The 24,524-nt window shown below is 41.6% G+C and carries 27 protein-coding genes and 4 pseudogenes; 10 read left to right on the forward strand and 21 right to left on the reverse strand.

Going from position 1 to position 24,524, the window contains the following annotated elements; genetic code table 11:
* Positions 1-4 precede the first annotated feature (4 nt).
* Together DW996_RS10360 and DW996_RS10365 are read right to left on the reverse strand one after the other, a co-directional pair.
* Entirely contained in the window at positions 5-472 is a 468-nt protein-coding gene (locus tag DW996_RS10360) for a hypothetical protein (RefSeq protein WP_118535664.1), read from the reverse strand.
* Positions 473-489: 17 nt separating this feature from the next.
* Positions 490-1,560, reverse strand: coding sequence for a hypothetical protein (locus tag DW996_RS10365; protein ID WP_118535666.1), 1,071 nt, complete (start codon positions 1,558-1,560; stop codon positions 490-492).
* 208 nt (positions 1,561-1,768) lie between these two features.
* Between DW996_RS10365 and DW996_RS10370 the strand changes: the two genes are divergently transcribed.
* Genes DW996_RS10370 through DW996_RS10375 form a run of 3 tightly spaced genes read left to right on the forward strand, consistent with a single transcriptional unit; the run spans position 1,769 to position 3,791 of the window.
* The gene (locus DW996_RS10370) at positions 1,769-2,497 is read left to right on the forward strand and encodes a LytR/AlgR family response regulator transcription factor (RefSeq protein ID WP_118535668.1); all 729 of its coding nucleotides are present in this window, start codon (positions 1,769-1,771) and stop codon (positions 2,495-2,497) included.
* A gap of 20 nt (positions 2,498-2,517) precedes the next feature.
* Positions 2,518-2,724 (forward strand): hypothetical protein, encoded by a 207-nt coding sequence (locus tag DW996_RS13445; RefSeq protein WP_243098749.1) that lies wholly within the window; start codon positions 2,518-2,520, stop codon positions 2,722-2,724.
* Positions 2,721-3,791: a sensor histidine kinase gene (locus tag DW996_RS10375; protein WP_243098750.1), complete on the forward strand. Its 1,071-nt coding sequence runs from the start codon at positions 2,721-2,723 to the stop codon at positions 3,789-3,791. Before DW996_RS13445 ends, DW996_RS10375 begins: the two co-directional genes overlap by 4 nt.
* Before the next feature lie 167 nt (positions 3,792-3,958).
* Here DW996_RS10375 and DW996_RS10380 read toward each other — a convergent pair whose 3' ends face one another.
* The 8 genes and pseudogenes from DW996_RS10380 to DW996_RS10415 all read right to left on the reverse strand — a co-directional run bounded on the left by DW996_RS10380 (position 3,959) and on the right by DW996_RS10415 (position 12,791).
* Entirely contained in the window at positions 3,959-5,362 is a 1,404-nt protein-coding gene (locus DW996_RS10380) for a sensor histidine kinase (RefSeq protein ID WP_118535670.1), read from the reverse strand.
* The gene (locus tag DW996_RS10385; RefSeq protein ID WP_243098751.1) at positions 5,355-6,122 is read right to left on the reverse strand and encodes a response regulator transcription factor; all 768 of its coding nucleotides are present in this window, start codon (positions 6,120-6,122) and stop codon (positions 5,355-5,357) included. Before DW996_RS10385 ends, DW996_RS10380 begins: the two co-directional genes overlap by 8 nt.
* 198 nt (positions 6,123-6,320) lie before the next feature.
* Entirely contained in the window at positions 6,321-6,602 is a 282-nt protein-coding gene (locus DW996_RS10390; protein WP_243098752.1) for a hypothetical protein, read from the reverse strand.
* 27 nt (positions 6,603-6,629) lie between these two features.
* Positions 6,630-7,508, reverse strand: coding sequence for an alpha/beta hydrolase (locus DW996_RS10395; RefSeq protein WP_118535672.1), 879 nt, complete (start codon positions 7,506-7,508; stop codon positions 6,630-6,632).
* 76 nt (positions 7,509-7,584) lie between these two features.
* A complete protein-coding gene (locus DW996_RS10400) occupies positions 7,585-10,029 on the reverse strand; it encodes an ABC transporter permease (protein WP_118535674.1) in 2,445 nt (814 codons plus the stop codon).
* Complete coding sequence (locus tag DW996_RS10405; RefSeq protein WP_118535676.1) at positions 10,026-10,700, reverse strand: ABC transporter ATP-binding protein; 675 nt, start codon at positions 10,698-10,700, stop codon at positions 10,026-10,028. Before DW996_RS10405 ends, DW996_RS10400 begins: the two co-directional genes overlap by 4 nt.
* Before the next feature lie 161 nt (positions 10,701-10,861).
* A complete protein-coding gene (locus DW996_RS10410; protein ID WP_118535678.1) occupies positions 10,862-12,127 on the reverse strand; it encodes a sensor histidine kinase in 1,266 nt (421 codons plus the stop codon).
* A pseudogene (locus tag DW996_RS10415) lies at positions 12,103-12,791 on the reverse strand (response regulator transcription factor). The gene DW996_RS10410 and the pseudogene DW996_RS10415 overlap by 25 nt, the downstream one beginning before the upstream one ends.
* Positions 12,792-13,071: 280 nt before the next feature.
* On the opposite strand from DW996_RS10415, the gene DW996_RS14900 reads away from it, so the two are divergent.
* The 7 genes and pseudogenes from DW996_RS14900 to DW996_RS10450 all read left to right on the forward strand — a co-directional run.
* Positions 13,072-13,233, forward strand: coding sequence for a helix-turn-helix domain-containing protein (locus DW996_RS14900; protein WP_118535680.1), 162 nt, complete (start codon positions 13,072-13,074; stop codon positions 13,231-13,233).
* Positions 13,234-13,370: 137 nt separating this feature from the next.
* Positions 13,371-13,643: a type II toxin-antitoxin system RelB/DinJ family antitoxin gene (locus tag DW996_RS10425; RefSeq protein ID WP_118535682.1), complete on the forward strand. Its 273-nt coding sequence runs from the start codon at positions 13,371-13,373 to the stop codon at positions 13,641-13,643.
* The gene (locus DW996_RS10430; protein WP_118535684.1) at positions 13,640-13,921 is read left to right on the forward strand and encodes a type II toxin-antitoxin system YafQ family toxin; all 282 of its coding nucleotides are present in this window, start codon (positions 13,640-13,642) and stop codon (positions 13,919-13,921) included. Before DW996_RS10425 ends, DW996_RS10430 begins: the two co-directional genes overlap by 4 nt.
* Positions 13,922-14,019: 98 nt before the next feature.
* Positions 14,020-14,456, forward strand: a pseudogene (locus DW996_RS10435) (radical SAM mobile pair system MarR family transcriptional regulator).
* On the forward strand, positions 14,453-15,142 hold the full coding sequence (locus DW996_RS10440; RefSeq protein ID WP_118535686.1) for a radical SAM mobile pair protein A: 690 nt from the start codon (positions 14,453-14,455) through the stop codon (positions 15,140-15,142). The pseudogene DW996_RS10435 and the gene DW996_RS10440 overlap by 4 nt, the downstream one beginning before the upstream one ends.
* Positions 15,130-16,036, forward strand: a pseudogene (locus tag DW996_RS10445) (radical SAM mobile pair protein B). Before DW996_RS10440 ends, DW996_RS10445 begins: the two are co-directional and overlap by 13 nt.
* Before the next feature lie 131 nt (positions 16,037-16,167).
* Positions 16,168-16,809: pseudogene (locus DW996_RS10450) on the forward strand (phage tail tape measure protein); the annotation flags it as partial.
* A 110-nt stretch (positions 16,810-16,919) separates the two neighbouring features.
* On the opposite strand, the gene DW996_RS14905 reads toward DW996_RS10450, so the two are convergent.
* The 11 genes from DW996_RS14905 to DW996_RS10510 form a co-directional block, all read right to left on the reverse strand.
* Positions 16,920-17,252 (reverse strand): type II toxin-antitoxin system RelE/ParE family toxin, encoded by a 333-nt coding sequence (locus DW996_RS14905; RefSeq protein WP_118535688.1) that lies wholly within the window; start codon positions 17,250-17,252, stop codon positions 16,920-16,922.
* Positions 17,249-17,557: a type II toxin-antitoxin system RelB/DinJ family antitoxin gene (locus DW996_RS10460; RefSeq protein ID WP_118282249.1), complete on the reverse strand. Its 309-nt coding sequence runs from the start codon at positions 17,555-17,557 to the stop codon at positions 17,249-17,251. Before DW996_RS10460 ends, DW996_RS14905 begins: the two co-directional genes overlap by 4 nt.
* A 453-nt stretch (positions 17,558-18,010) precedes the next feature.
* Positions 18,011-18,415, reverse strand: a complete 405-nt coding sequence (locus tag DW996_RS10470; protein WP_118535692.1) for a hypothetical protein — start codon at positions 18,413-18,415, stop codon at positions 18,011-18,013.
* A 138-nt stretch (positions 18,416-18,553) separates the two neighbouring features.
* Complete coding sequence (locus tag DW996_RS10475; protein ID WP_118282282.1) at positions 18,554-19,501, reverse strand: ORF6N domain-containing protein; 948 nt, start codon at positions 19,499-19,501, stop codon at positions 18,554-18,556.
* A gap of 53 nt (positions 19,502-19,554) precedes the next feature.
* Positions 19,555-19,752 carry a helix-turn-helix domain-containing protein gene (locus tag DW996_RS10480; RefSeq protein WP_118282284.1) on the reverse strand — a complete coding sequence of 66 codons (198 nt, stop codon included), beginning with the start codon at positions 19,750-19,752 and terminating at the stop codon, positions 19,555-19,557.
* Positions 19,753-19,850: 98 nt separating this feature from the next.
* Positions 19,851-20,078 carry a hypothetical protein gene (locus DW996_RS10485; protein WP_118535694.1) on the reverse strand — a complete coding sequence of 76 codons (228 nt, stop codon included), beginning with the start codon at positions 20,076-20,078 and terminating at the stop codon, positions 19,851-19,853.
* Positions 20,079-20,299: 221 nt separating this feature from the next.
* The gene (locus DW996_RS10490) at positions 20,300-21,016 is read right to left on the reverse strand and encodes a M15 family metallopeptidase (protein WP_118282289.1); all 717 of its coding nucleotides are present in this window, start codon (positions 21,014-21,016) and stop codon (positions 20,300-20,302) included.
* Positions 21,017-22,240 carry an ABC transporter permease gene (locus DW996_RS10495; protein WP_118535696.1) on the reverse strand — a complete coding sequence of 408 codons (1,224 nt, stop codon included), beginning with the start codon at positions 22,238-22,240 and terminating at the stop codon, positions 21,017-21,019. It abuts the gene before it with no gap.
* Positions 22,237-23,115 (reverse strand): ABC transporter ATP-binding protein, encoded by an 879-nt coding sequence (locus tag DW996_RS10500; RefSeq protein WP_118282292.1) that lies wholly within the window; start codon positions 23,113-23,115, stop codon positions 22,237-22,239. The genes DW996_RS10495 and DW996_RS10500 overlap by 4 nt, the downstream gene beginning before the upstream one ends.
* Complete coding sequence (locus DW996_RS10505) at positions 23,096-23,866, reverse strand: hypothetical protein (RefSeq protein ID WP_118535698.1); 771 nt, start codon at positions 23,864-23,866, stop codon at positions 23,096-23,098. Before DW996_RS10505 ends, DW996_RS10500 begins: the two co-directional genes overlap by 20 nt.
* Positions 23,835-24,389 (reverse strand): RNA polymerase sigma factor, encoded by a 555-nt coding sequence (locus tag DW996_RS10510; protein WP_243098753.1) that lies wholly within the window; start codon positions 24,387-24,389, stop codon positions 23,835-23,837. Before DW996_RS10510 ends, DW996_RS10505 begins: the two co-directional genes overlap by 32 nt.
* Positions 24,390-24,524: the final 135 nt, after the last annotated feature.

Raw genomic sequence — 24,524 nt, forward strand, 5'->3', positions numbered from 1 at the left:
GTCTTTAATTCCCTACGAGGTTACTTGCTCCGTAGTGGTTTGCAAATACTTCTGTTTCAGGCACTCCACCATAATTACAATCTGACCATAGATCGGAATCTTTCTTATTGCTTCCACTTGATTCAAACTGCGTCGAATATACTATCGGACTTGCGGCAAAGAGGATGGTATTATCCCCTAATACACCACTATCCTTTCCTAAGATGTACCATTCCTGTGCCTCACCACTGCTATTTTTACCAAATGCCAGCTTTCCAATATTGGTTGCTTCTCCACTGGAATTTGGTGCAAATGTTCCATCCATCATCTGATCCTTCGTGGCATAGGTCGATACACTTGGTGACTTGGTTGTACCATCTGCGGCTTTTACACTGACAGTTGCTCCCGGCAATGCCGGCACTAATCCAGCCAGCAGGGCGGCTGTGAGTGCTACCGCTGTACCTTTCTTAAATCTTTTTCTGATTGCTTTCATAATCGTTCTCCTCGTCCTTATTTACAATGCTTACGCATCTTGCAGACTCCCACAAGGATTACAGCAAGTCCTCCTGCGATGAGCAAAGCAAGTATCACAGATGCCACCTGCGATGCTTCTCCGGTTACCGGTGCTTTGACATTTGCTGTTGTGTTCTGTGCTACCTGATTATTGGTATTTGGTGTAGTCGGCGTTCCACCATTTGGCTGGGCATTTGTAATGCCTGCGGCTGGTGCTGCTTCCGGCGTTGGTGTCACGATGTCCTCAACCTTTTCTGTGCCACAGTAGATGCACTTTCCATCACTACCATAGGAGTGGTTGCAAGTCTGATAATAAACGGTATTCATCTGTGGTTCCTTAGAGCCATTTCCCAGATCAACATTTGGGCATCTCGCAAACATGTTCAGATTCCAATTCAAATCCGCAGTGGTATCCGGCACTGACCATGCTAATGTATGATCTGCGTCCTTCGTGGTCGTAAGGGAAAGTCCGGTACACCCCTCAAACATGCTGTGATAACAAGCCACGTCCAATGTAGTTGCCGGTAATTTCGGAACCTGTGTCAGCGACGTACAATTTTGAAACATATAAACATAACATATATCTGATAAAGTCGTTGCCGGTAATTCCGGTGCCTGTGTCAGACTGGTGCAATCTTGGAACATATGTGCAAAGCAATCATTAGGCAACGTTACATTCGGGTCTCCACCATTTTCGTCAATCAAGCTGGTCACACTGCCGGATGCCGCAATCTTACCGGTCATCTTTACATGATTGACATTTGCACTGTTATTTGCCACAAAACCTCTGCCCTTAAAAGAAACGCTATCGCCTACATTTGCCAATGTAATTGTCGTACCCCTTGCATAGGCAGACCATGTTGTGCCATGATCTGTGCTGGTCTGAACATCACTTGCACTCGCCCATGACAAGGACAAGGTCGATCCAGCCTCCTCTGCCGTAAAGGTCAGATAATTCGGCTGCGTAGCCGCCTTTACCTGTAATGCCCCGCCAGGCATACATCCAAGCAACATGCCCATGCATAAACCTGCGCCAAGTATTTTTCCGAATAACTTTTTCAACTTCATAAGCGTTCTCCTCCGTTTCACTGGTGTCAAACATTGTAATAGCCACCATATCTTGTATCTATCATACCGAATTTTAAGGCTGAAAATTTCGCTCAGCGCGAAGTGTCGTTTTTAGGGTGTGAAATGCAATCGCTGTCATTGAAAAAGAAATTTACATATACTAAGATAGAACTATCACTGATAGATCATTTTTTGAGGGAACTATAAAATGCTGGCACGGACAAGCTTACGGATTGCCGTTTGTGACGACAGTCCCATCTTTTTAAACAAAACAAAAACATACATAGAAACATGGTCTGCCAACACCGGACATGCGGTTCAGATTTTTACCTACGACAATGGTGATGCTCTCATCGAAGCACACAAGGACTGTCACATGGATATCATTTTTCTTGATATCATTATGCCTCTGTTGAACGGGATGGATACTGCCCGCGAACTGCGTCAGCACGACCGTGCTGTTCAGATTATATTTTTGACATCATCGCCGGAATTTGCCTTAGAATCTTATGAAGTAAGGGCACAGGGATATATCCTCAAGCCCGTATCACAGGAGAAATTATCAAAAGAATTAAATGAACTTGCCATACAATTTGACGAAGAGCCAAAGCATCTGATTTTAAAAACAGCCTTTGGCTATCAGAAACAATATTTTCACGATATTGAATATATAGAAGCCCAGAACAAACGCGTTCTCTTTCATCTTTGTTCCGGGCAGATTTTAGAAGTTTCAGAGCCACTGAACCACTTTGAACAACAGCTATTGAACACAGACGGTTTCTTCAAATGCCATCGTTCCTACCTGGTTTATTTGCCCAATGTGAATCATTTTAACAATAACGAAGTCACAACACGATCCGGGCAGACCATTCCGATTGCCCGAGGATACGGAAAAGCGTTCAAAGAAGCTTATTTTTCAACCCTGTTTGCTGAATGATTTTTTATGGAGATTATTGTATGATTTTAGGAATGCTACAACTTACCCACAATGCGACTACATTACTTTTTGGCGTTTACCTCTCCGCTGCCTTTCTCGGCATTGTGATGAAACGCACGAATATCCTGCGGTTACTTGGATTTTCCTGTGCAACCGGGCTGCTTTATCTCGGTGTGTTTCTATTTTTAGGCGAAGCCATGACGAGGGAGCTCTATCCTTTGATTTGATTGTACATCTGCCCTTGATTCTCTTACTGGTCTTATATTATAAATATCGCCCTCTGGTAGCAGCCATTTCCGTTCTGACGGCTTATCTCTGTTGTCAGATTAGTAACTGGGTTGGCATAGCTTTTCTTACACTGACCCACGAACAGTGGTGCTATTATGCTATCCGCATCGTTGTGACTGTGATGGTTTTCTTATTTTTACTGTTGCATGTATCAGACGCAACAGCAAGGCTCTTGGAAAAATCAACAGAATCACTTGCCATTTTGGGTATCATTCCCTTTGTCTATTATATTTTTGACTATGCAACGAACGTCTATACATCACTTCTATATTCTGGAAGCAAAGTTGTCGTTGAGTTTTTAGGTTTTGTTCTCTGCACCACCTATCTGCTCTTTATCTTTTTATATTTCAAACAATACGAAGAGCAACAGGAAACCCTGCATCAAAACCAGTTGATGGAACTTATGCGCGACCAGTCTCAAAAAGATCTCGTCACCTTGCATCAGGCGCAACAGTCTGTTTCCATCATGCGACACGATATGCGGCATTTTCTCCTTGCCATTTCTTCCATGATTGAAAACGACAAAAAGGAGGATGCACTGAACTATATCCATGAGCTCGTGTCTACTTCCGATCAAATGGCAATCCAGAAATACTGCACCAATGAACTGGTCAATACCGTTTTATCTGCCCAGGACGACCTCTTAAAAAAGCAGGATATCCACCTCGAACATACCATACAAATCCCAAATGCTCTACCACTATCCGATGTGGATGTGACAGCAATTTTATCCAATGGTTTGGAAAATGCGATGCACGCTGTATCTGAGCTTCCCATCGAGCAGCGCGTTATTACACTCCATATGCGCATGCACGATGAGAAGCTGCTCATTTCCATCAAAAATCCTTGTGCCACTTTGCCTGAAATCAAAGATGGCATGCCACAAAGCAAAAAGCTTGGACATGGTTTTGGCACCAAGAGCATCCGCTACATTGCAGAAAAAGCAGGTGGAAACTGCCAATTTACAGTGGATGGAAATGACTTTGTCTTGCGGGTAATTGTGTAGAGGGTTAGGAAATCGGTTTTAATATGTAATCAAAAGCATCCACTGCGTAGCCACGAATTGCGCACGATAATCTTGTATATCTCTGCATAGAATCCTCCCCGTTCCATCAACACATCATGCTGCCGCCAGCCTGCAGTATAAAATGCCCGCAACTGTCTGAGAGCCACTTAGGACTGCGGAGTTGAAATGCTGATAACCGGCAGGAGGATATGGACGCGGAACTGCTGTTTTTCATGGTAGACATGCATCTGTCCCTTGTGGAGTTCTACCATCTTCTGACTGCTGCGCAGTCCAATATGATTGCTTTCCACCGTGCCGACATCCTGCTTGATCGTATTGATCAAAAGAATACCGAGCATGCCCTGTTCCACCCGCAGGCGCACATAGATAGGCTTTCCCTTGTCAGCATATTTTAGGATATTGGAAAAGAGATTGCTCGACATACGTTTTAACATCATCTCATCCGCATACATAAGCCCCTCGATATCCTCCATCTGCCCCTCGATCGTAAAGCCTGCCAGTTCCACAAACTCGCAGTTGCCCAGAAGGATTTCTTTTACCTGCCCGATCTCCATGCGTTTTAAGACCGCTTCTTCATTAGTCTCATAGGCAAAATCATACTCAAACATGTGATCCGTCAGTGCCTTGATATCGGCTGTTTTTTGCAGGCACTTGTTCAGATATAAAGCCCTCTTTTCCTCATCCGCGTTATCCATGCGCAAAACTTCCAGATAGCCGTTTAATACTGTAAGCGGGGTGCGCAGGTCGTGTGAAATTGCGGAGATCAGTTCCTGATTGGTCTGGCGGATGGCATCTTCCTGCTTGATATTTTCATCCAGGGTCTTGCGCAGGATATCCAATTCTTTTGCCACGATCCCGACTTCATCCTCGCCGCATTGGGGAATGGCATGAGTCAGATCGCCCTGGGACATATTAACGACAGCATCCTTGAGTCCGTCCATGCGCTTGATGACGCTCCCCATATAGGACAGTACCCCCTGGAAAAATATGAAGATACTAAAAAGGGCAGATGCGATCACATAAGGATAGACAAACCTCGTCCGCATAAAGGAGGAATAGACGACATCATAGGTACCGTTGGCAAATTGCACCGGCACAATGTTAGTGTACTCTCCCAAAATGTCCATGCTGTCTGATATGATGGATCCGTACATGATCTTTTCTATGACTTTCGCCGCGTGTCCCGCACGAAAGAGTCCGTCATCATGGCCATAGATATAACATCCGATATAATAACTGGTATGTTTTTTCAAAAATGGACGAAATGCCTTCTGCGCTGTTTTGTCGCTCTCCAATTCCGGCACATTGTAATTGACGGCATCTTCCTTTATCTGTTCAATATAGGTATCCTCGTCAAACCAACTGATCAGATGCAGGTTTTCAAAGACATGACAGACCGACTCCTGCAGATTCCAAAGTCCCCAGAAAAGAAGAACGCTGACCGCCAGCATAATAAGAATAACCACAAAGAGTTTGGTGCGGATCTTCCATTTGCCCGGACGATGTTCCTCTAAGCAGTGGAGCATGGCATTTTTCTTCTCTTTAGTCACAGCAGTACCCCCTTCCCCAGACCGTCTTGATTATGGTCGGATTTTTCGGGTCCTTCTCGATCTTGCAGCGGAGATTTCGCATATGCACCATGACCGTGTTGTTGGCTCCATAATAATATTCTTCCTGCCAGATACTCTCATACAGATGCTCCGCCGAAAAGATCTGCTTGCGGTTGGTAAGAAGCAGATGCAAAAGGGCATATTCCGTATCGGTCAGTTCAATGACCTGCCCATTCCGGCTGACTTCCCGTCTTGTCTCATTGAGGACGATATCCTGATAAGAAATGATGCGCTCTGCCGTGCCCTCCTTTGATGCCGCTTCCCTGACCGGCATATTCTTCCCCTGATATACATGATAGCGGCGGATCAGTGCCTTTGCCCGACTGACAAGTTCGTTATAGGAAAAGGGCTTTACCAGATAGTCGTCCCCACCGCTGGAAAATCCCAGCATCTTATCATCTTCCTGGGATTTGGCACTCAGAAAAAGAATAGGCGCGTTGCTGTTCTTTCGGATCTCCACACAGGTCTGATAGCCGTTCATCCCCGGCATCATGATATCCAGGATGATCAGGTCAAAAGCATATTTTGCCGAAGCCTCGATCGCCTGCTCGCCATTTGCCGCCTCGGTCACCTCATATCCCTCGCCCCCCAAAAGAAGATAGATGACCTCCCGGATCTCCGGATTGTCATCCACCACCAAAATATGGGAAGCCGCCGGCTTCCCTTGTTCTTCCATTGTCCTTGTCTGTATCTCGCTCATCTGTCGCTTCTCCCAACCCCATTTTCTGTCTGTATTTGCCTACAGTATAACAATTTTTTGCCGGCTTGGAAGAAAATTAAGAAAACTTTAGAAATAGATCCTCCTACCAGAGATCGTAAAACGGCATGGTCTCACGGTTACGGAATTCGTGTTTTTCATAGTAGCCGATCAAATGTCCGTCCTCGGCACGCAGGGCGATCATATAGATATCTTTCTGCTGTTTTTCATTGAAAAGGTATGCACGATATTGTGATCTTTGTCTGCCGCAAACCAGTCCACCACACGCTTTATCATTTCTTTTGACTTATCATTGTGGCAGGCAAGCAGGCTGCGCCCGATCAGATCTGCCCCGCCCCACTTTACATAATCTTTGATGGCAGCCGGGTTCATGTAGATGATCTCATGCTCCAGATTGCAAAGTACCACGTCGCAACGGTCCTGATCGACCAGGCTCTTAAAATATTCTAATGCATTTTCCATGATGTCTCTCCTTTTAACTTGTTATCTTTATGCGTTTTCTATCCCTTTGCCTGTGGCTTCCTGCGGCAATGGGATGCCCAATTCTTTGATCGCATCCATAATGTGACTGGTGGATATGTCCCGAAATTCTAATTGCCCGAATACAGAAAAAATCCATTCTACCGAAAGATCCAGCCATTTTTCCACATGCGGATCGATGACCTGGGATGAGCCATCTGCACATGCTTCGTTGGCAAGACTATAGCCGTGTGGTCCCTTTTGGAAAAGATGATACTCTAAGAGACAGCCCTTTTCTTCATATGCCATCACCAGATCCAGGGTCGATCTCCTGGTGAGCGTATCCTCTGCGGTCGTAAACATAAATAGTGGTGGTGCGTCCTTGGTCACTGCCTGCACCGGGTTCAGCCAGATCTTTTCTTCTTTCGCCGGTCCCTCTTTTCCGAAAAAGAGCATCTGCATCAGTTCCGAACCCTGTCCGCTCATGTCTGTCGCCGGATAGCCCAAGATCAGCCCATTCGGTCGGTTCTTTCCCAGCAGACCGCTGGATAATGCCAGATGTCCGCCTGCCGAAAAACCACAGGCAAGGATCTTGTCCGCATCCACATACCAGTCGTTCGCATGTTCACGGATCAGACCGATCGCCCAGTCCATTTCCTTTAATGGCTGGAAACCTTTGACTTCCCAGCCCAGAGAATAATGCAGGACAAATGCCTGTATGCCCTTGGCTGCATATGCCAAAGCCACCGGTTCTGCCTCGCGTGGTGATAAATACACATAACCGCCGCCGGGACAGATCACAAGAGCCGGTCGTACCAGATCCTGTCCTAATTTCAGACCGCTATCCTGTATATAGCACTCCAGCCAGACCTTATCATTGTCCGGGTAATTTATCTTTTGATAATGCATGTCTTTTACGCCTCCTGTTACCACTTTGTTGTCCTCTATTATAGCATGCGATCAAAAAAAGACCACCTCCTCTTTGTTATCCCTGATACCTTATTCTTTCAACCAGCGTTTCCTTTTTCAGATTACTGCTTAAAACGAGAGAAAGCACAATCTGCAAAAGACCGACCAGCAAAATCATAGCAAGAATTGGTGTCATTGGAACATGATAGACATTCATTCCAAATATTCCATTATGTTTTGCATAGGAAAAAAGTGCATAGCCAAGTGGCAGGCCAACGATAAGTGCTACACATATAGTGCCAACCGTAAAAATCAGTCCCTGTAACTGCAGGCATAAGTTTAATTGTTTATTTGTCATACCCACAGCCTGCAATACACCATATTCCTGCTTTTTTGTCGTAATATTCATGATCATGGTGTTTGCCATATTCATAAAACCGATGAATCCTACAACCGCCATAAACAGATAACAGCCAAGCTTCATCGTGCGAGCTGAGAATTCTGCAGATTGTAACTGCGCATGATAAGTATCCATTTTTATATGCGAAGTATTAGAAATCAATGTATTCAGATTTTGCTCCACAGATGCCACATCTTTTTTGTCACAGTCCACCCACAGATAGCCATAGGCTGTTCCTCTCGGATTCATGGAACGGTATACGCCTTCCGGAATGACAAGGTAAGTGTCCGCACTTACAAAGGATCCTGCAATCTTTCCCTGATAGGTATAGGTTCCACTTCCATTCTCAAAGTCAAATGCAATGGATTCACCCGGAGCATATCCATCTTGTTCCATCCACATCGACCAACCAAAGAAAATTTCACCATTCTTTACCGCCTGATCATAGTCCATAGAGCCAATATCCCCGTCCTGGCGCATAAAATCAAAATCCTTTTTACTCACAACAGCAGCCGGATATCTTGTTCCGTTCAGATTTACGGAGACAATCTCTCTCGTCATGACATCTGTCACTCCCGGAATGCTTTTGATTTCTTCAATCAGCGAATCATTCAATGGATCATCCGTCAGAATCGTATCCAGATTATTCTCCGGATATCTTTCATCATACTCAGCAGAATAGTCAAGCTGCAGTTCAAATTGTCCATGATTAACGGAAAGACGTGCTTCATGCTCCGTGTCAATATTTCCCACATAATTAGAAATAATCACAAACAATGCGCAGGAAAGCCCCAGTGTGAGGATGGTACCAATGGTTCTTTTTGGGTTACCCATTACATTTGCCATTGCCATAGAAAACACGGTGACATTTTTTCTGCCATTTCGTTTTCCTTTTTTGTGTGTTTCTGCATTTTCTAAATACCGTGTTGCTTCGATAGGTGAAATCCGTGAAACAATTTTCATAGGTTTACGCAGTGCCAAAGCAACGGTAAGAAATGATACGAAAATACATAGGAGCATAACAGGCAGGGAAAACAGTGGCACCTGCTGATTTTGAACTCCCATAGAGCCAGTTTCGGTTGATACAAGATTCCCCTGTTCTACCAGCCAGTTAAAACCGCATTTTGCAATCAGAAAGCCAAGAAGCAATCCAACCGGTATGGAAGAAATTGCCAAAAAAATGCCCTCTCTGAAGATCAGTTGTTTCATCTGCTTTTTTGTCGCTCCCAGAGCCTTGATTTTTCCATACTCCTGTATCTTGTTGGCAATACCGACCTGAAAAATATTATAAATGACCACAACAGAGAAAAGTACAATTGCAAGAATCAAAACCCCGCATACCGCAATCGTTTCATAACTCGGCTGCAAGACCCATTGCAAATAGAGATCATTGACTATAACGTTTTTTTCTTCGATCCCACAAGCTGCTGCAATCTGCTTTATAACCGAATCAATATTATTCATAGATACATTTGCAGAATCATTTAAAGTAAAATAAATATTATACTGTCTGTCATTCTCTGCGACGTGCTCATCATAAAACTCCTGTGACCCGAAAGCAACATAAGATGCCTCGATGGTATACTCATCCCGATCATATAGGATTCCGCTGACAACAAATTCTTCCGGCTTATATTCTGACTGCATCCCTGCGCGGTAATCCAGTGTAACCGTATCTCCGATCTTTACATCACCATACCCCATTGCACGAAAAAATGCTCTTCCTGCGGCAATTTCCTGCATTTTTTCCGGATACTTTCCTTCCTTCAACTCATATTCTTTATTATAAGGAAGCATTTTTCTTGCAGTCTCATCCATGCAAACAAACCCGCCTTTTTCATTGCCTTTTATGATACCTTCGGTGCACATAGTGCCTGTAGCATCTATTTCCGCACGGCGGTTTACTTCTTTTAACTGCGCTCCGTCTGCGGAAACAAACAGACCATAATTGCTTCCATATGATCCTGCCGCCTGACTTTTCTGTAAATGAATTACCCCATTTCCCACAGTACTGATGATAACAAGCAGCATCGTGGCCAGACAGATTGCCATCATGATCAGTATACTTCTTGTCCTGTTCCTTTTGTCATTGCTATATGCAATCCTGCTTATTGTCTTCATCTGAAATCCACCACCTGTCCATCCTCAATTACCAGAATACGATCAGCGACCTGTGCAATTTCTTCATCATGGGTAATCATTACAATTGTCTGTCCATATTTTTTTGCTGTCATCTTAAGCAAAGCGATTACCTCATCACTGGTCTTAGAATCAAGATTTCCTGTCGGCTCATCCGCAAATATAATTTCCGGACGATTTACCAGGGCTCTTGCAATCGCTACTCTCTGCTGCTGTCCTCCGGATAACTGATTTGGCAGATTATAAATCCGGTTTTCAATCCCCAGAGTTGCAATAATATCATTTACATATGCTTCATCCACGTTTCTTCCATCCAGTCCCAGTGGCAGTACAATATTTTCCCAGACATTAACAGATGAAACCAGATTAAATGCCTGAAAAACAAATCCGATTTTTCTTCTGCGGAAAACAGCAAGGGCATCTTCCTTCATCCTGTATAAATCTTTCCCGGCTAAAGTAACACTGCCTTTTGTCGGGGTGTCTAGCCCTCCAAGCATATGAAGTAATGTACTTTTACCGGAACCTGACTTTCCAACAATTGCGACAAATTCTCCCTGCTCAATCTGAATGTCCACCTGATTAACCGCTTTGACCTGATTCTCACCTGCGCCATAAAACTTGCAAAGCTGCTTGGTTTCTAATATCACACTCATGTGTTGCCTCCTTTTTCATTCTGTAAAGCGTATCTTTTCAGTACGTTTTCTTTGGTCTTTTTTCAACCTATATCCAGATTGTAGCAGGACAATCTTTCATTTCACTTTCAAAAAACGAGCAGAAGTCTTACAGAATTGTAAGATTTCTGCTCGCTTAAACTTTAACCAACATATGGTAATTGAATCACAAACGTGCTTCCTTTTTTCTTTTTGCCGGAGGCTACCGTAATCGTTCCTCCGTGTTTTTCGATAATTTCTCTCGATAGAAAAAGTCCGATTCCTGTACCACTCTCTTCCCTGATCTCCTTGGAACTTCCTCTGTAAAATCGTTGAAAAATTTTGTGATACTCATTCTGCGGAATGCCGATTCCCTGATCCTCAATTTCCATTCTTACAAGATTGTTTCTTTTTTGTAATCGGATAAATATTTTTGAACCACCCGGACTGTACTTGATTGCATTATCCAAAACGTTGATCACAGCTTCACCAAGCCATCTTTTATCCTGCATAACCATGCATGTTTCCAACTCTTTTGCATAGTCAAAAACGAATTCAATTTCTTTCTCATCCGCTTTGGGATAAGTACGGTTCACAGCAGATATGACAGTATCCATAAGCGGAAGTTTTTTCTTATTAATCTGAATCAGCCCCGTTTCCATCTTGGAAATTTCAAGAAGCGACTGCAATAATGTCTCCAGTCCATCCAAAGCACTCCGACAACGAATACGAAACTCCTCCTGTTCTGTGGCACTTAAGTTATTCTGCATCAGCACACTAAAACATGTATCCAAAGCTGCAACCGGTGTCTTTAACTGGTGAGAGATATCAGAAACCATTTCTTTCGTGCTCTCTTTTTCTGCCCGTGCTTCTTCCTTTAGCAACTGAATATGATGTCCGATTGCTTCAAGCTGGTCATTCAATTTTTCCAGTTCTTCGTGATTTTCCGTTTGCAGTAAATCATCAAATTTATTTTCACGGAATCTGATCAGAATTTCTTCCAACTGGTCTAAAATTTTCTGATGACACGCATCTTCTTTTTTCCTCCAAGAAAGTAAAAAAGTCAAAAGAAGCACACATATCACAGTGCTTACAGCACCGGTCACCATAACCTGATGCCGGAATTGCGAATAAAATGCATTCCCTTTATTCCCCCAATATCCATATTGCTCCAATAATTGCCTTCCCTGTTCGCTCGTTTCAACATCCTTATCCTTAAGCAATTCCGAAACAGCATCCAGCCCGGAAATTTCTTCCTTTGCAGCAATCTCTGTCATAAGATTCATTTTATCTTTATAATCTTCATAAAACACATATGTGGTAAAGCAATTTAATATTGCAAACAATACTATGACAGGTAATACCAAGGAGAGCACTACTGTAATCTTCTTGCGATATCTCTTTGTCACTGCCTTACCTCCTGATTCCATATATACCCAAGACCTCTGATATTCTTTATATAGACCGGTGCAGCCGGATTGTCTTCGATTTTCTCACGGAGTCTTCTGATATTGACAGCGATTGTATTTTCATCCACAAAATCCCCGTCCAGATCAAACACATTTTCCAATATTTGTGTTTTTGAAAGGATCTGTTTCGGATTTTGAAGAAAAAAAGTCAGCATTTTCAACTCCGTTTTTGTCAGACTGATTTCACGACTCTTTATCAGGACTTTCATTTCTCCTGCGATAAATACGATATCTCCCGAAATCATCTTTCCGGCTTCCGTTTTCTCCTGTCTGCGGCGGAAATGTGCTTCTATTTTCAAAAGAAGTACCGAAAGACTAAACGGCTTTGTAATATAATCATCTGCCCTGCTTCATATCCCATGACCTGATCCATCTCCTGATCTCGTGCTGTAAGACAAATAATATATGTATTATAATTGCATCTCATCCACCTTATAAATTCCAGTCCATTCCCATCCGGAAGATTCACATCACAGATCGTAACATCCACATTATTATCACTTGCAATTCTTTTCGCTTTTTTCATTGATTCTGCTGAAAAAACCTCATATCCGGATTTTTTTAGTGAGAATGTAATTCCACGATTTAAATTTTCATCATCTTCAACCACGAGTATACCTGGCATAGCATATGCCCCTCTCTTTATTAACTATGTATTTAAGTGTAATTGCAACTTTTAGACAATCTCATCAAATTCCGATTTGTATAATCACTTAATTTAAGGGTTTCATTAGCTGTTATATTTTATTAATAAACTCCCCGCTAACCCTTATAAACACTAACTTTTCTGTAGGTGAGCTTTTCCTTAGGTATTCCCTTGTGTTATATCGTTTCACAAGGCTTTACGAACCCTCGTAAGGGAAAAAATAAGGGAAGCAAAATCGCATAACACATTATAGCATAATATGAACGGACTGTGTGAACTGCTTGAACTTCTTACCAATACAGGAAAAAAAGTAAGTGCCATTTCAATAGAAACTGGATTCAGTAATACAGATTATTTCTGTAAAACATTTAAGAGAATGTATTCCTTAACTCCTACAGAGTATAGAAACGTAAAGAAATGAATTATCCGACGAAAAAAGGGCGACTGCTGAATTGGAATTCAATGCATTTTAACAGAAAATCCACAGCTTGTATAATGACATTGTGTTGACATCGCCCGAATTTCTGCATATACTATACTTGAATGGAGGTGTTCTGTATGGCAACAACTAATTTAAATATTCGTACAGACAAGGCAATCAAGGATCAGGCGGAAGAAATCTTCAATGAGCTTGGTCTGAATATGACAACTGCTGTAAATATGTTCCTGAGAACCGCTATCCGTGAGAATGGTATTCCTTTTGAATTAAAACTGGAAGTACCGAATGATACTACAGCCGCTGCCATTGAGGAAGGCAGAAAAATAATGAAGGATCCTTCTGCTCCACGTTATTCCAGTATGGATGCGCTTAAGGCAGCTCTCGACGTATGAAATATGACATTCAGTTTACCAATCAGTTTAAAAAGGATTTGAAGCTTGCCAAAAAGCAAAATAATAATCTTGATAAACTGTTTGAGGTAATCGATATTCTAGCGAATGGCGGTACGCTGGATGCAAAATACAGGGATCATGATCTTACAGGCAACTATAAAGGAACGCGTGAGTGTCACATTGAACCGGACTGGTTGCTTATTTATGAGATTCACGGAGATGTGCTTGTTTTAATGCTCTACCGACTTGGTTCACATTCTAAGTTGTTTAAGAAATAAGTACAAATCGGAATTTACTTCTACTTAGACATACAAACTGTTGACAGTAAAACTCCTATATAGTATTATTTGATAAAATACTATATAGGAGTTTTTGTGTGAAAATGAATGGCGGATTTCTTGTTACCAAAATAAAACAACTTGGAGATCGAATCTTTGAGAAGATTCTCAGCGAAAAGAATATTGATGCGTTTAATGGAGCCAGGGGCGTATTCTTTATGTGCTGTGGCAGGAGGATGGTATCTCAATCAGGTCACTCTCGATTAAATGCGGATTAGCGATAACATCTCTTACTACGATGCTGGAAAGAATGGAAAATCAAGGGCTGATAAGCCGTGTTCAGTCTAAAACGGACAAAAGGAAAACACTCCTGTTTCTGACTGAGAAAGCACATGCCTTAAAGGGCGAGTACGATTCTGTATCTGATGAGATGGGCAGTATTTACTACAAAGGTTTTTCAGAGGAAGAAATTACCCGGTTTGAGGAATGCCTCGACCGCATCAGAAAGAATCTTGAGGAGTGGCAGAAGTCATGAGTATTTGTATCAAAGATCAGATTCAGAACATGAATATCGTCATTGGCTGCACAGTGGGGTGTACATATTGCTATGCTCGCAACAACGTGAAACGCTGGCATATGATTGATGATTTCGCTGACCCTGAATTCTTTCCGGGTAAGCTCAAGATGATGGAAAAGAAACGTCCGCAGAACTTTCTTCTTACCGGCATGAGCGATCTCTCTGGATGGAAGCTGGAATGGAGAGACGCGGTGTTTGCAAAGATCCGTGAAAATCCACAGCATCAGTTCCTGTTCCTTACCAAGCGACCTGATTTGCTGGATTTTGATACCGATCTGGAAAACGCATGGTTTGGCGTTACGGTGACGAGGAAAGCAGAACGGTGGCGTATCGACGCCCTTCGGAAAAACGTTAGAGCAAAACATTACCATGTTACCTTTGAGCCGTTATTCGATGATCCCGGCACAGTTGACCTTTCTGGAATCAATTGGATCGTTGTCGGCACCATGACCGGAGCTCAGAGCAGGAAGATTCATACGGAGCCAGAATGGGCATGGTCTCTGACGGACCAGGCACATAAGCTCGGCATTCCGGTGTTTATGAAGGAAGACCTTGTCCTTATCATAGGGGATGAAAATATGATTCAGGAAATGCCGGATGAATTCAATAAAGTGTTAGAGGTACAGAAATCATGGAAGAAGTAATAAATGGAATCCTCATTCGTGAGGTGGAAACAAAGAACATCATGACTAAGTCTAGTCTGCCGGTAGGCGGTTACTCGGTCAATCCCTATGTGGCTGTACACATGCCTGCAAGTATTGCTATGCTTCTTTTATGAAGCGCTTTACCGGGCACAAGGAGGAATGGGGCACTTTCCTTGATGTGAAGCATTGGCCGGAAATTAAGAATCCGAAGAAATATGCCGGACAGCGGGTGGTCATCGGTTCTGTGACAGATGGCTACAATCCACAGGAGGAGCAATTCTGGAATACCAGAAAACTTCTGGAGCAGTTGATCGGCAGTGACGCAGATATTCTGATCTGCACAAAGTCGGATCTTGTGGTACGAGATATTGATCTGCTAAAGAAGCTTGGACGAGTAACCGTTTCATGGTCGATTAACACACTAGATGAAAATTTCAAGAACGATATGGACTCTGCTTCTAGCATTGAGCGCCGTATCGCTGCAATGAAGCAGGTATATGAAGCAGGTATCCGTACAGTCTGTTTCGTATCTCCGGTATTCCCCGGTATCACGAATTTTGAAGCAATCTTTGAGAGGGTAAAGGATCAGTGCGATCTGTTCTGGCTCGAAAATCTCAATCTTCGAGGCGGTTTCAAAAAGACAATTATGGATTATATCGCCGAAAAATATTCTGATCTTGTACCGCTTTACGATGAGATCTATAACAAGCATAACCGCAGCTATTTTGAAGCGCTTGAAGTAAAAGCTGCGGAAATGGCTAAGAAGTATGATTGTCCCTTTGTGGATAATGAAATGCCTTATGGCAGAGTCCCGCAGGGACATCCGGTGATCGTAGATATTTTTATCATGAGGAAATCCGAGGGACAGAGAATACAGGAAAAAGAAATCGCTAACTTCCAGTTTGTAAACCTCAATAGAATAGCAGTTTATTAGCATCGGTCGGAGAAATCTGATAGGTGCTTTCTTTATGCTCGGCAAAAATGCCGGGCAATTTTTATACCCATTTTGCAGAGAGGAGGAGCCTATGGCGGGAAGTAGAATCAAGGGTATCACTGTCGAGATCGGCAGCGATACCACCAAACTACAGACAGCCTTAAAGGGTGTAAATTCAGAAATCAAGAATACGCAGAACCAGCTCAAGGATGTCGAAAAGTTCCTGAAACTAGATCCAGGCAACACCGAGCTGCTGGCGCAGAAGCAGAAGTTCCTCTCCAGCGCCGTCAGTGAAACAAAGGAAAAACTCACTACTCTCAAGACTGCTGCAGAGCAGGCAAATCAGTCTGCCACTGCTGTGCAGAAGATTGCTACTGCTGGTGAAAGCCTGAAGTCTGCAGGCGATAAGGTTTCCTCCGCCGGTGAAAAGTTCCTTCCTGCCTCTGCTGCAGTTACAGTTCTTGGCGTTGCTGCTGTAAAAACAGCATCCGATTTCGATTCTTCTATGAGCCAGGTAGCCGCCGTGTCCGGTGCAACCGGAGAGGATTTCGACAAGCTCCGCGCAAAGGCTCGTGAGATGGGTGCGAAGACCAAGTTCTCTGCATCCGAGGCTGCAGGTGCCATGAACTATATGGCGATGGCCGGATGGAAAACCTCCGGCATGCTGGATGGTATCGAACGTATCATGAACCTTGCTGCGGCATCTGGTGAGGGCCTTGCCACCACATCGGATAATTCTGTTAGCCACGGCCGATACCTCCTTCCGTAAAAATGGGCATAAAAAAAGCCCCGATCTCTCCAGGCATAAAAAAGCACCAACCATTTCTGATTGATGCTTTCAAATTACTTTGTTTTTGTAAATCTGTTTAATTGCGTATCTACATCTCTTCCACCGTACATAACACGGATAATCGTAACCACTTGTGTATCATCATCCGGAATATATAGAACAAGATAATTGTCTACTGGCGCTACGCGTAGCCCTCGACTTTTCCATGGTTGCAATTCATATTGTCGATATCTCTTCGGCATATGATCAAGATCCATAATACATGCTTCAAGCCTATCAAGTTGACCACTTGCATTTTCTGGTGCCTGCAGTTCAAAAGCAATGTATTCGAAGATTCCACGAAGGTCTATCTCGGCCTGATCTGAAATCTCGATATCATAAATTATAAACTGTAATCATTGCGGATATCAGCAAAAACAGATTTGGCTGATCTAGTACGACCAGCCTGCATATCCGCATATCCTTTCTCTAGTTCTGCATTCATCTGTGCTTCTGATAATGCACTAACGTCTACAGGACGAGTGGATGGCATTTTCACTTCAAAAGGAAGCCCTCTTTGAAGAATAATTTGTTTGTAAAACATATTTATTGCATTGGATGCAGGAATTCCTAATGCTGCTAAGATTCCTTCTGCCTGTTCTTTTACATCAGGCTCTATGCGTGCGTATAAATTTGCTGATTTTGTTGCCATAGTAAACACTCCTTTCGAGTTTTTTCTAACTATATTTTATCCATTTGTCCTGACAAAAGCAATACAAAATCAATATTTTACAAATTGTTCATACTCCAAAATCTACCAGTTGATTAAAAAGAACTCTACAATAAGAATTATCGTTAATGACGTGCAGCGGTCGGAAACTTCTCCAGCCGCTGTTTTTCTCACTTTTCTCATCGTTATAAAGTGAACCCCAGGGTTCACTTTTGACATCAAGACTACTGTCTCCACATGGCTCGGTTGTTCAGCGAAAAACATACTCACCCCCTATTGTACAAGGAAATGGTGGAACGCACCTTTTCCCTTAAAATCTAGGGTTTCGAGCCTGCGATAACCTTGAATTGTCCTATAATTTGTATAGGCAAACAGGGTAACGCTCTGTTCCTTAAACTTCATTTTTCATGTCATCCCTGCAAACTTGAAGTTGACTTAATATCCATGGTCAACATGCTGCCACTTTCCGCCATCTGTTCTAACTAAAATCCACTTCCAATCACTGTATGTACTATTTGGATTCAAAGATCCGTTTCCACCAGATGAATCAACATCGAATGAAGATAATAAAACAATGACTTCATCTGCATTGTTTCTGTCTGCCCAATCTTTATGATCTTTCGTGCAGTCATCTCCGGCATAGTAAATTTCTGTGAGAGTGCATCCTTTCCAGTCACTCTTAAACTCCTTTTTTATTGTGTCAATAGCGGCTTTAATATCCTCTTCTGAATAGCTCTCTGATTCAACATTATGAGTTTTTACTTCACTGACATCTCCACCACAAGCACTCATACCAAATAAAAGCATAATACATAGCATTGTACATACGATTTTCTTCATACAAGACCTCCTTAAATTCCGACTTTCCTAACTTAAGATTCCATTTTGGAACCTCAAGTTATAATTCAACTTTATTTGATGTCACATTTTGTGACCTCAAGTTTAAACATACCGAATTCGCCCTGTTTAAACATGCTCCTATTGTTCCGTCAGTTCTGCTCTTTGAATTACATCCCTTATCACACCAATGTCTTCTATTCGATTGATTGCAAAACACTTCTTCCCTGCATCCTTTATCGAAGCCCCGATATGATATCCTTCCTTCTCATCCAGAATTAGGAATCTATCATGAAATGCCGTACTTCTTTTCACTTCCAATGTTGGATATTGTGCATTAAAATTTGTGATATCCTGATTCGTAATCCTTGCATTGGGATATGTATAGGCCAGAACAGATACCTGATCTTTTTTCTTTGCCAGGATATTTAATGTCACAACATCTATGTAGCCATCAATCAAAATAATACTTTGTTCTGCCCTTGCTATAAGCTCTGTCAATAAATTAAATGCATCAAATATCTGTCCATCATAAAATACTTTTTGATTTGATTCCTCATGGTCTGCTATATAGGCAAATACCTGCTCAAATCGTTCATCCGTTCTTTGCTCGAATGCTTGTCTCTGCAAATCTGACTCTATTTGTCTTGCTTCTAAATGATTTACCTTGTCAATCAGCAGAGAATTATTTGCAAGATATTTTCTCATTTCAACATATGTTTCCATTATTCTGATACTAACTTTGATGGCAATTTCACTTCTTAGAACCGCAGAAAGCATCGCAATACCTTGTTCAGTAAATACATATGGCATATATCTTCTGCCGCCACGTTCTTCTATCATTTCATCTGGCTTTGAGGTCGCAAATTGCGACCTCAAAAATTCAAACTCCTCATTTGTCAATTGAAATCTAAAACTTTCTGGAAATCTTAATATATTTCTTTTCACAGCCTCATTCAAACGTTTTGTTTCAACTTGATACAACATAGCCAAGTCACTATCCAGCATCACCTGTTTCCCGCGAACGTTATATATCAGATTCTGAATCTTAATATCATCAGCTATAACTAATTCCACTTTTTCTTCCATTGTGCATCCTCATCCTTACAATATATTTGATGTCGCAATTTTCGACCTCAAGTCTACTTTTCGTCCTTCTTCATAATCTCGTGCATTCTTACATAATACTCCAGCATCCGAACCACATACTCTGGTGCATTTCTATGACCTAGTTCCCAATCAGTAACCGTCTGATATGGGATTTGATATGTATCGCAAAAATCTCTGCGATTCATACCCGACATTTTTCTTATTTCTTTAATTTTATCTGCACAATCCATCTTGGTACCTCCAAATATATCTCATAACTTCTTTAATCGTATACCTTCACTTATAATATATCAGCATCTCAGAATATATGCAATGCATATATTCTGTTTTACGCCACTTTAACTGCTCCTATATCCATACCTGTACTCAATCTAAAATAGTATATTAATCGTCCATTTGTGTTTTTGCAGAATGGTTCATAACTTATAGCGCTTGCCATCTGTTCCCTATGCTTCTGCAAAACCTGCGGACCATATTTCATTAACATCCTGCTCATTACATCGATGCATCTTTCAAAAGCAACATTGTCTTTATCATCTTCAAAATATCTTGTCATCAAAATCCTCCTGTTTTCCAAATAAAAAAGCCTGTCCTTAGGAAATTCCTAAAACAAGCCACTCATAAAATTACTATAAATGATTACTACTTTTCGATCTTATCCTATCCCATCAACGCAGGAATACTTCCTGCTCTCTAGATAGGATTAGATATTATTATAACCTTACTTTAAACTATTACGCAACGTAGGAGTCAATAGAATATTTAAAATTTTTTATTCTATTTAAGATTTTCCACATATTCTTCCAAGCACAATCCACTCTGATGAATCTCCTCTGCTGCTTCTTTTCCCACATAGCGATAATGCCACGGTTCATTAGCAACTCCTGTAATGCTTGTCTTTCCGGACGGATATCTTTGAATAAATCCGTATTTGTATGAATTCTCCAGTAACCAGTTATAAACATCATCACGAGAACATTTAGAAGTATCTGCATTGATATCTACCGCAAGTCCAAGCTGATGCTCGCTTGTCCCCGGTAATGCTACCCATTCCATTGCTGTTTCCTCTGCCATGTGTTTTGTATAACCTTCACTTCGATATGAGGCTATCTTGTCATCTAAAATCTGTTGCTGCTCCTCTGCTGTTCTGTAACCATCTCTAACAAACGGATATACACCTGCATTTCTCGCATCATCAAACATTTCCTGCAAGTATGGATAGATTCTTGAATCTATTTTCTGACCATTACTCAATTCCATGAGATCCATTTCATAATCATCTGGAATATAATTATCCCGATTTACCAACACCAATTCCCATCCATACTTATCACTTGCAATGGGATGTTCTTCCTGTTTTATAGTCCCAAAACCTTGTAACTTTTCCGGTAGCCCGACCGCATCATTGGTTACAAATGTATGTCCTACATGAATAAGAAAGAAAAGAACAAACAACAGAGTTATCTTTTTCAGAAAGCTCTTTTTCCTTTTCATCTACTTAATCTCCGTTTTATGATAGACATGATACATAAGCGGAACCATCAAAATACTTAGGATTGGATAAATGACCAGCATGATTGGTATCGAGCCGACAATCTTACCGCCAATATGATATAAATCAAATGTATTGATAATCTCATTGATCTGTAGCAAGCGGTCTGGGAACACACCCAATATTCCCGATAAGAAATCGAAATTTGATACAAACAGTGGTAAAAACAGGATTGCAAAAGGTATTGTAACCGCAACAACTGCTGTATGCGTCTTTGCTGACACAAGCATAGACAGAAACAGGCAAAATACGGTTCCAATATATCCGGCAACTACCGTGAGCAAATACAACTGCATATAGGTGATATTGTAAAAAGATTTCCAATGCCAGAAGCCTGTCTGTATCATGACATTTCCACCTTGCGATCCAAGACATCCCAATACCACAAGTGAATACAGCGATATTACAATAAAGTAAATAACTGATACCACGATAAATCCTGCCATGATCTTTGCTCTCGTTCCCCCATCCCTTCCGTATTTTGTTGAGAAAAATATGGAATCTGATTTCCAACTAAATTCATTGGAAAAGATACCTGACACCAAGAATGCTGACACAAGCATAATGAGCATAATAATCGTCTGAGCGTAACTCAGTGCTGATTTCCAGCCATCGTAGTCCTCATAGTATAAAGGTGCTTTCATCTCACGGTACTGCTCTATCAAAAATGCTTTCTCGTTTTCATCGAATAAACCATCAGCATCTTCGGAGTTCAACCATTTTTCCAAACTCTTTCCACGGTTCTCATAGATCTGTCCCACTTCTTCTTTCGATAAGGAATCAATACGATAATAATTAAAGTCTCTAAATTCGCAAAATCCCATATTGATCATGTCCTTGATTTCTGAAAACCCTTGTACCTTGGAATCATGCAATAAGTTAGCAGAATCATCTCCAGGGCGAATGGGATATTCTTCACTAATCTTTTTATATTCATCCAGGACCGCTTGTAATGCTGCTTCATCTAAAACACCTTTCCACTTCTGCTTTTCTTCCCGCAGACTCTTTGCTGCTGCGATTCCTGTATGAGATTTGCCCTGCTCATCCAAAAAACTGACATTCGTGATTGCGAAATAGCAGGATATCAAAAGTGAAAATAACAACACGACCAATGATACTTTACTGAGGCTCTTAGAAAAGATTTTCTTAATCTCATATCTAATCATTCCATCTCACCACCCTTTTCACCGAAATAATATAAGAACACATCCTCCAATGTCGGCTCCACCACAGATGCTCCAGCAATCGGTGGCTCACCGGCAATAATACGCAATTCCACCATTCCCCTTTCCGATTTCATATTAGATACCTTAAATTTTTTCATCATCTTCGTTGCATCTGCCTGTGATACTTCACACGCATATACCTTTTCCTGCATAGAAGCAAGTGTCTGATCAAGGTTTCCCTGCTGCATGATTTGTCCATCCTTCATCAGCCAGATTTCATTGGCAATATACTCTACATCTGAAACAATATGCGTCGATAAAATAACAATCCGATCCTCTGAGAGTTCACTAATCAGGTTTCTAAAACGCACCCTTTCCGTCGGATCAAGTCCAGCCGTAGGCTCATCCAAAATAAGAATTTTGGGATTGTTTAGCATTGCCTGTGCAATTCCTGCTCTACGTTTCATTCCACCGGACAGCTTCTTCATCTTCTTATTTGCTGACTTTGTAAGTCCAACCTGTGCAAGCAAGTCCTTTACCCGTTTACCAGCAACCATAGGTCGAATACCCTTTAAGCTGGCAATATACAGTAAATAGTCTTTTACTGTGAAATCCGGATAGAATCCGAACTCCTGAGGTAAGTATCCAAGCAAATTTCGATATTCTCCATCCATTTTGAAAATATCCTTTCCATCGCACAGAATCTGTCCGCTTGTCGGTGGCAAAAGGGTACAGATCATTCGCATAAGCGTTGTCTTGCCTGCACCATTCACACCTAAAAGTCCATATACTCCATTCTCTATCGTCAGGTTTAAGTTCTCTACTGCCCGAAAGTCCCCAAACTTTCTTGTAACATTAACCATTTGTAATTTCATATAGATTTCCCTCCATCGTCGAACATAAGCGGTTGCAGTCATGTATTGCCTTATACACAGCACCAATCAGGAAACAGCTTGCTAATCCAAATAAGATACTCCATACAGGAAATGTAATCTTAGCATAAATAAAATCATTCATTGTAACCATCCACCAGATCACACTCCACAAAAAGCAACCGAACATGGATGCTGCCTCATTCAAAGCGCTACTGTTTAACATGGCAAAGCAGATTCCAGCAGCAACGACCATTGGGAACAAAAACTGCACCAAAATATCCATAAACTGCATTCTCATACCCACACAGCAAACGAACATAAATAGCGTTATCATAAATACATCCGCCACTCCTATCAAAAATACTCGTGCGGAATAGATCTGTCTGAGGGAATATAGGCACGCTGCCTCAATCTGTAAGGAATCACTTTCTTTGTTTCTCCAAAATTCCGGAATGATCATAACGATAAAAAGGACAGAGGAAGTTCCCAGTGTTCTCATCAAATATTCGCTATCATCCAGATAATTCATGAGAAAAAATGTCACTATCAGTAATGCTGCCTGCAACATCCACCATCTCTTTCGAATCAGCCGAAATTGAGAAAATAAAAACTCTCCATAGCTCATCGTATGTTCAGACTGAACTTCCATCATAACTTCCTTCGATTTTTGAATCGTTTCCAGAATCTTTTCTTCTCTTGGAATAACTTTTGTTTCCGTTTTATAGTTGTGTATCATCTTTTCCAAATTCATCAGAGTCCTCCTCTCCCAAAAGTTTTTTTAATTCTTCTTTTGCCCTTTTATGTCGGTACTTAACCAGCGGCAAGCCAATTTGTAAGATATCAGCTACCTCTTTTAGCTTACAGTCTCCAAAATAAATTAACAGTATCACTTCTCTTAACTCTGGGGCTAACCTGCCAAGTGCCTGTTCCACATCCATTCGTTTTTCTTTCCTATGAATACCGCCATCCGAAACCAGCTCTCTTTCCAATATTTCCTGCTCTACACTCTCTGCCTTCCATTTCTTTGCGTAGTTCTTACATAAATTACCTGCTATCACATACAGATAATTCTTTGCTTTCCCAATATGCTGATAAGATGCAATATTTTCCATAAATCGAAGGAAGGTTTCCTGTGTGAGATCTTCTGCTTCTGCCTGATCCAAACAATGATATCTGCAATAGGATAGAATTTCTGCATAATATTTCCGTACAAATTTATCAAAAGCCTTTTCGTTGCCCTGTTTCATTTGTAGGATTAAAAGAAAATCATTCAAGTTGCCCTCCTTTCCCATTTCAGTAATGTATAAACGTTTATTCCATTCTAATATGTATAACAACTAACTACACAAAAAAGATAGTCTATATTTTAGATTTCTCAAAAAAAGACACCAACCCTCTATGGTTGATGT

It is taken from the genome of Roseburia sp. AM51-8 (assembly GCF_003478275.1).
In the GTDB taxonomy this organism is placed as follows: Bacteria; Bacillota; Clostridia; order Lachnospirales; family Lachnospiraceae; genus Pararoseburia; species Pararoseburia lenta.

Excerpts from the sequence above, each read along its gene's own strand:
- DW996_RS10360 (WP_118535664.1), bottom strand. The coding sequence starts at position 472 with ATGAAAGCAATCAGAAAAAGATTTAAGAAAGGTACAGCGGTAGCACTC.
- DW996_RS10365 (WP_118535666.1), bottom strand. The coding sequence starts at position 1,560 with ATGAAGTTGAAAAAGTTATTCGGAAAAATACTTGGCGCAGGTTTATGC.
- DW996_RS10370 (WP_118535668.1), top strand. The coding sequence starts at position 1,769 with ATGCTGGCACGGACAAGCTTACGGATTGCCGTTTGTGACGACAGTCCC.
- DW996_RS13445 (WP_243098749.1), top strand. The coding sequence starts at position 2,518 with ATGATTTTAGGAATGCTACAACTTACCCACAATGCGACTACATTACTT.
- DW996_RS10385 (WP_243098751.1), bottom strand. The coding sequence starts at position 6,122 with ATGAGCGAGATACAGACAAGGACAATGGAAGAACAAGGGAAGCCGGCG.
- DW996_RS10390 (WP_243098752.1), bottom strand. The coding sequence starts at position 6,602 with ATGGAAAATGCATTAGAATATTTTAAGAGCCTGGTCGATCAGGACCGT.
- DW996_RS10395 (WP_118535672.1), bottom strand. The coding sequence starts at position 7,508 with ATGCATTATCAAAAGATAAATTACCCGGACAATGATAAGGTCTGGCTG.
- DW996_RS10400 (WP_118535674.1), bottom strand. The coding sequence starts at position 10,029 with ATGAAGACAATAAGCAGGATTGCATATAGCAATGACAAAAGGAACAGG.
- DW996_RS10405 (WP_118535676.1), bottom strand. The coding sequence starts at position 10,700 with ATGAGTGTGATATTAGAAACCAAGCAGCTTTGCAAGTTTTATGGCGCA.
- DW996_RS10410 (WP_118535678.1), bottom strand. The coding sequence starts at position 12,127 with ATGGAATCAGGAGGTAAGGCAGTGACAAAGAGATATCGCAAGAAGATT.
- DW996_RS14900 (WP_118535680.1), top strand. The coding sequence starts at position 13,072 with ATGAACGGACTGTGTGAACTGCTTGAACTTCTTACCAATACAGGAAAA.
- DW996_RS10425 (WP_118535682.1), top strand. The coding sequence starts at position 13,371 with ATGGCAACAACTAATTTAAATATTCGTACAGACAAGGCAATCAAGGAT.
- DW996_RS10430 (WP_118535684.1), top strand. The coding sequence starts at position 13,640 with ATGAAATATGACATTCAGTTTACCAATCAGTTTAAAAAGGATTTGAAG.
- DW996_RS10440 (WP_118535686.1), top strand. The coding sequence starts at position 14,453 with ATGAGTATTTGTATCAAAGATCAGATTCAGAACATGAATATCGTCATT.
- DW996_RS10460 (WP_118282249.1), bottom strand. The coding sequence starts at position 17,557 with ATGGCAACAAAATCAGCAAATTTATACGCACGCATAGAGCCTGATGTA.
- DW996_RS10470 (WP_118535692.1), bottom strand. The coding sequence starts at position 18,415 with ATGAAGAAAATCGTATGTACAATGCTATGTATTATGCTTTTATTTGGT.
- DW996_RS10475 (WP_118282282.1), bottom strand. The coding sequence starts at position 19,501 with ATGGAAGAAAAAGTGGAATTAGTTATAGCTGATGATATTAAGATTCAG.
- DW996_RS10480 (WP_118282284.1), bottom strand. The coding sequence starts at position 19,752 with ATGGATTGTGCAGATAAAATTAAAGAAATAAGAAAAATGTCGGGTATG.
- DW996_RS10485 (WP_118535694.1), bottom strand. The coding sequence starts at position 20,078 with ATGACAAGATATTTTGAAGATGATAAAGACAATGTTGCTTTTGAAAGA.
- DW996_RS10490 (WP_118282289.1), bottom strand. The coding sequence starts at position 21,016 with ATGAAAAGGAAAAAGAGCTTTCTGAAAAAGATAACTCTGTTGTTTGTT.
- DW996_RS10495 (WP_118535696.1), bottom strand. The coding sequence starts at position 22,240 with ATGATTAGATATGAGATTAAGAAAATCTTTTCTAAGAGCCTCAGTAAA.
- DW996_RS10500 (WP_118282292.1), bottom strand. The coding sequence starts at position 23,115 with ATGAAATTACAAATGGTTAATGTTACAAGAAAGTTTGGGGACTTTCGG.
- DW996_RS10505 (WP_118535698.1), bottom strand. The coding sequence starts at position 23,866 with ATGAATTTGGAAAAGATGATACACAACTATAAAACGGAAACAAAAGTT.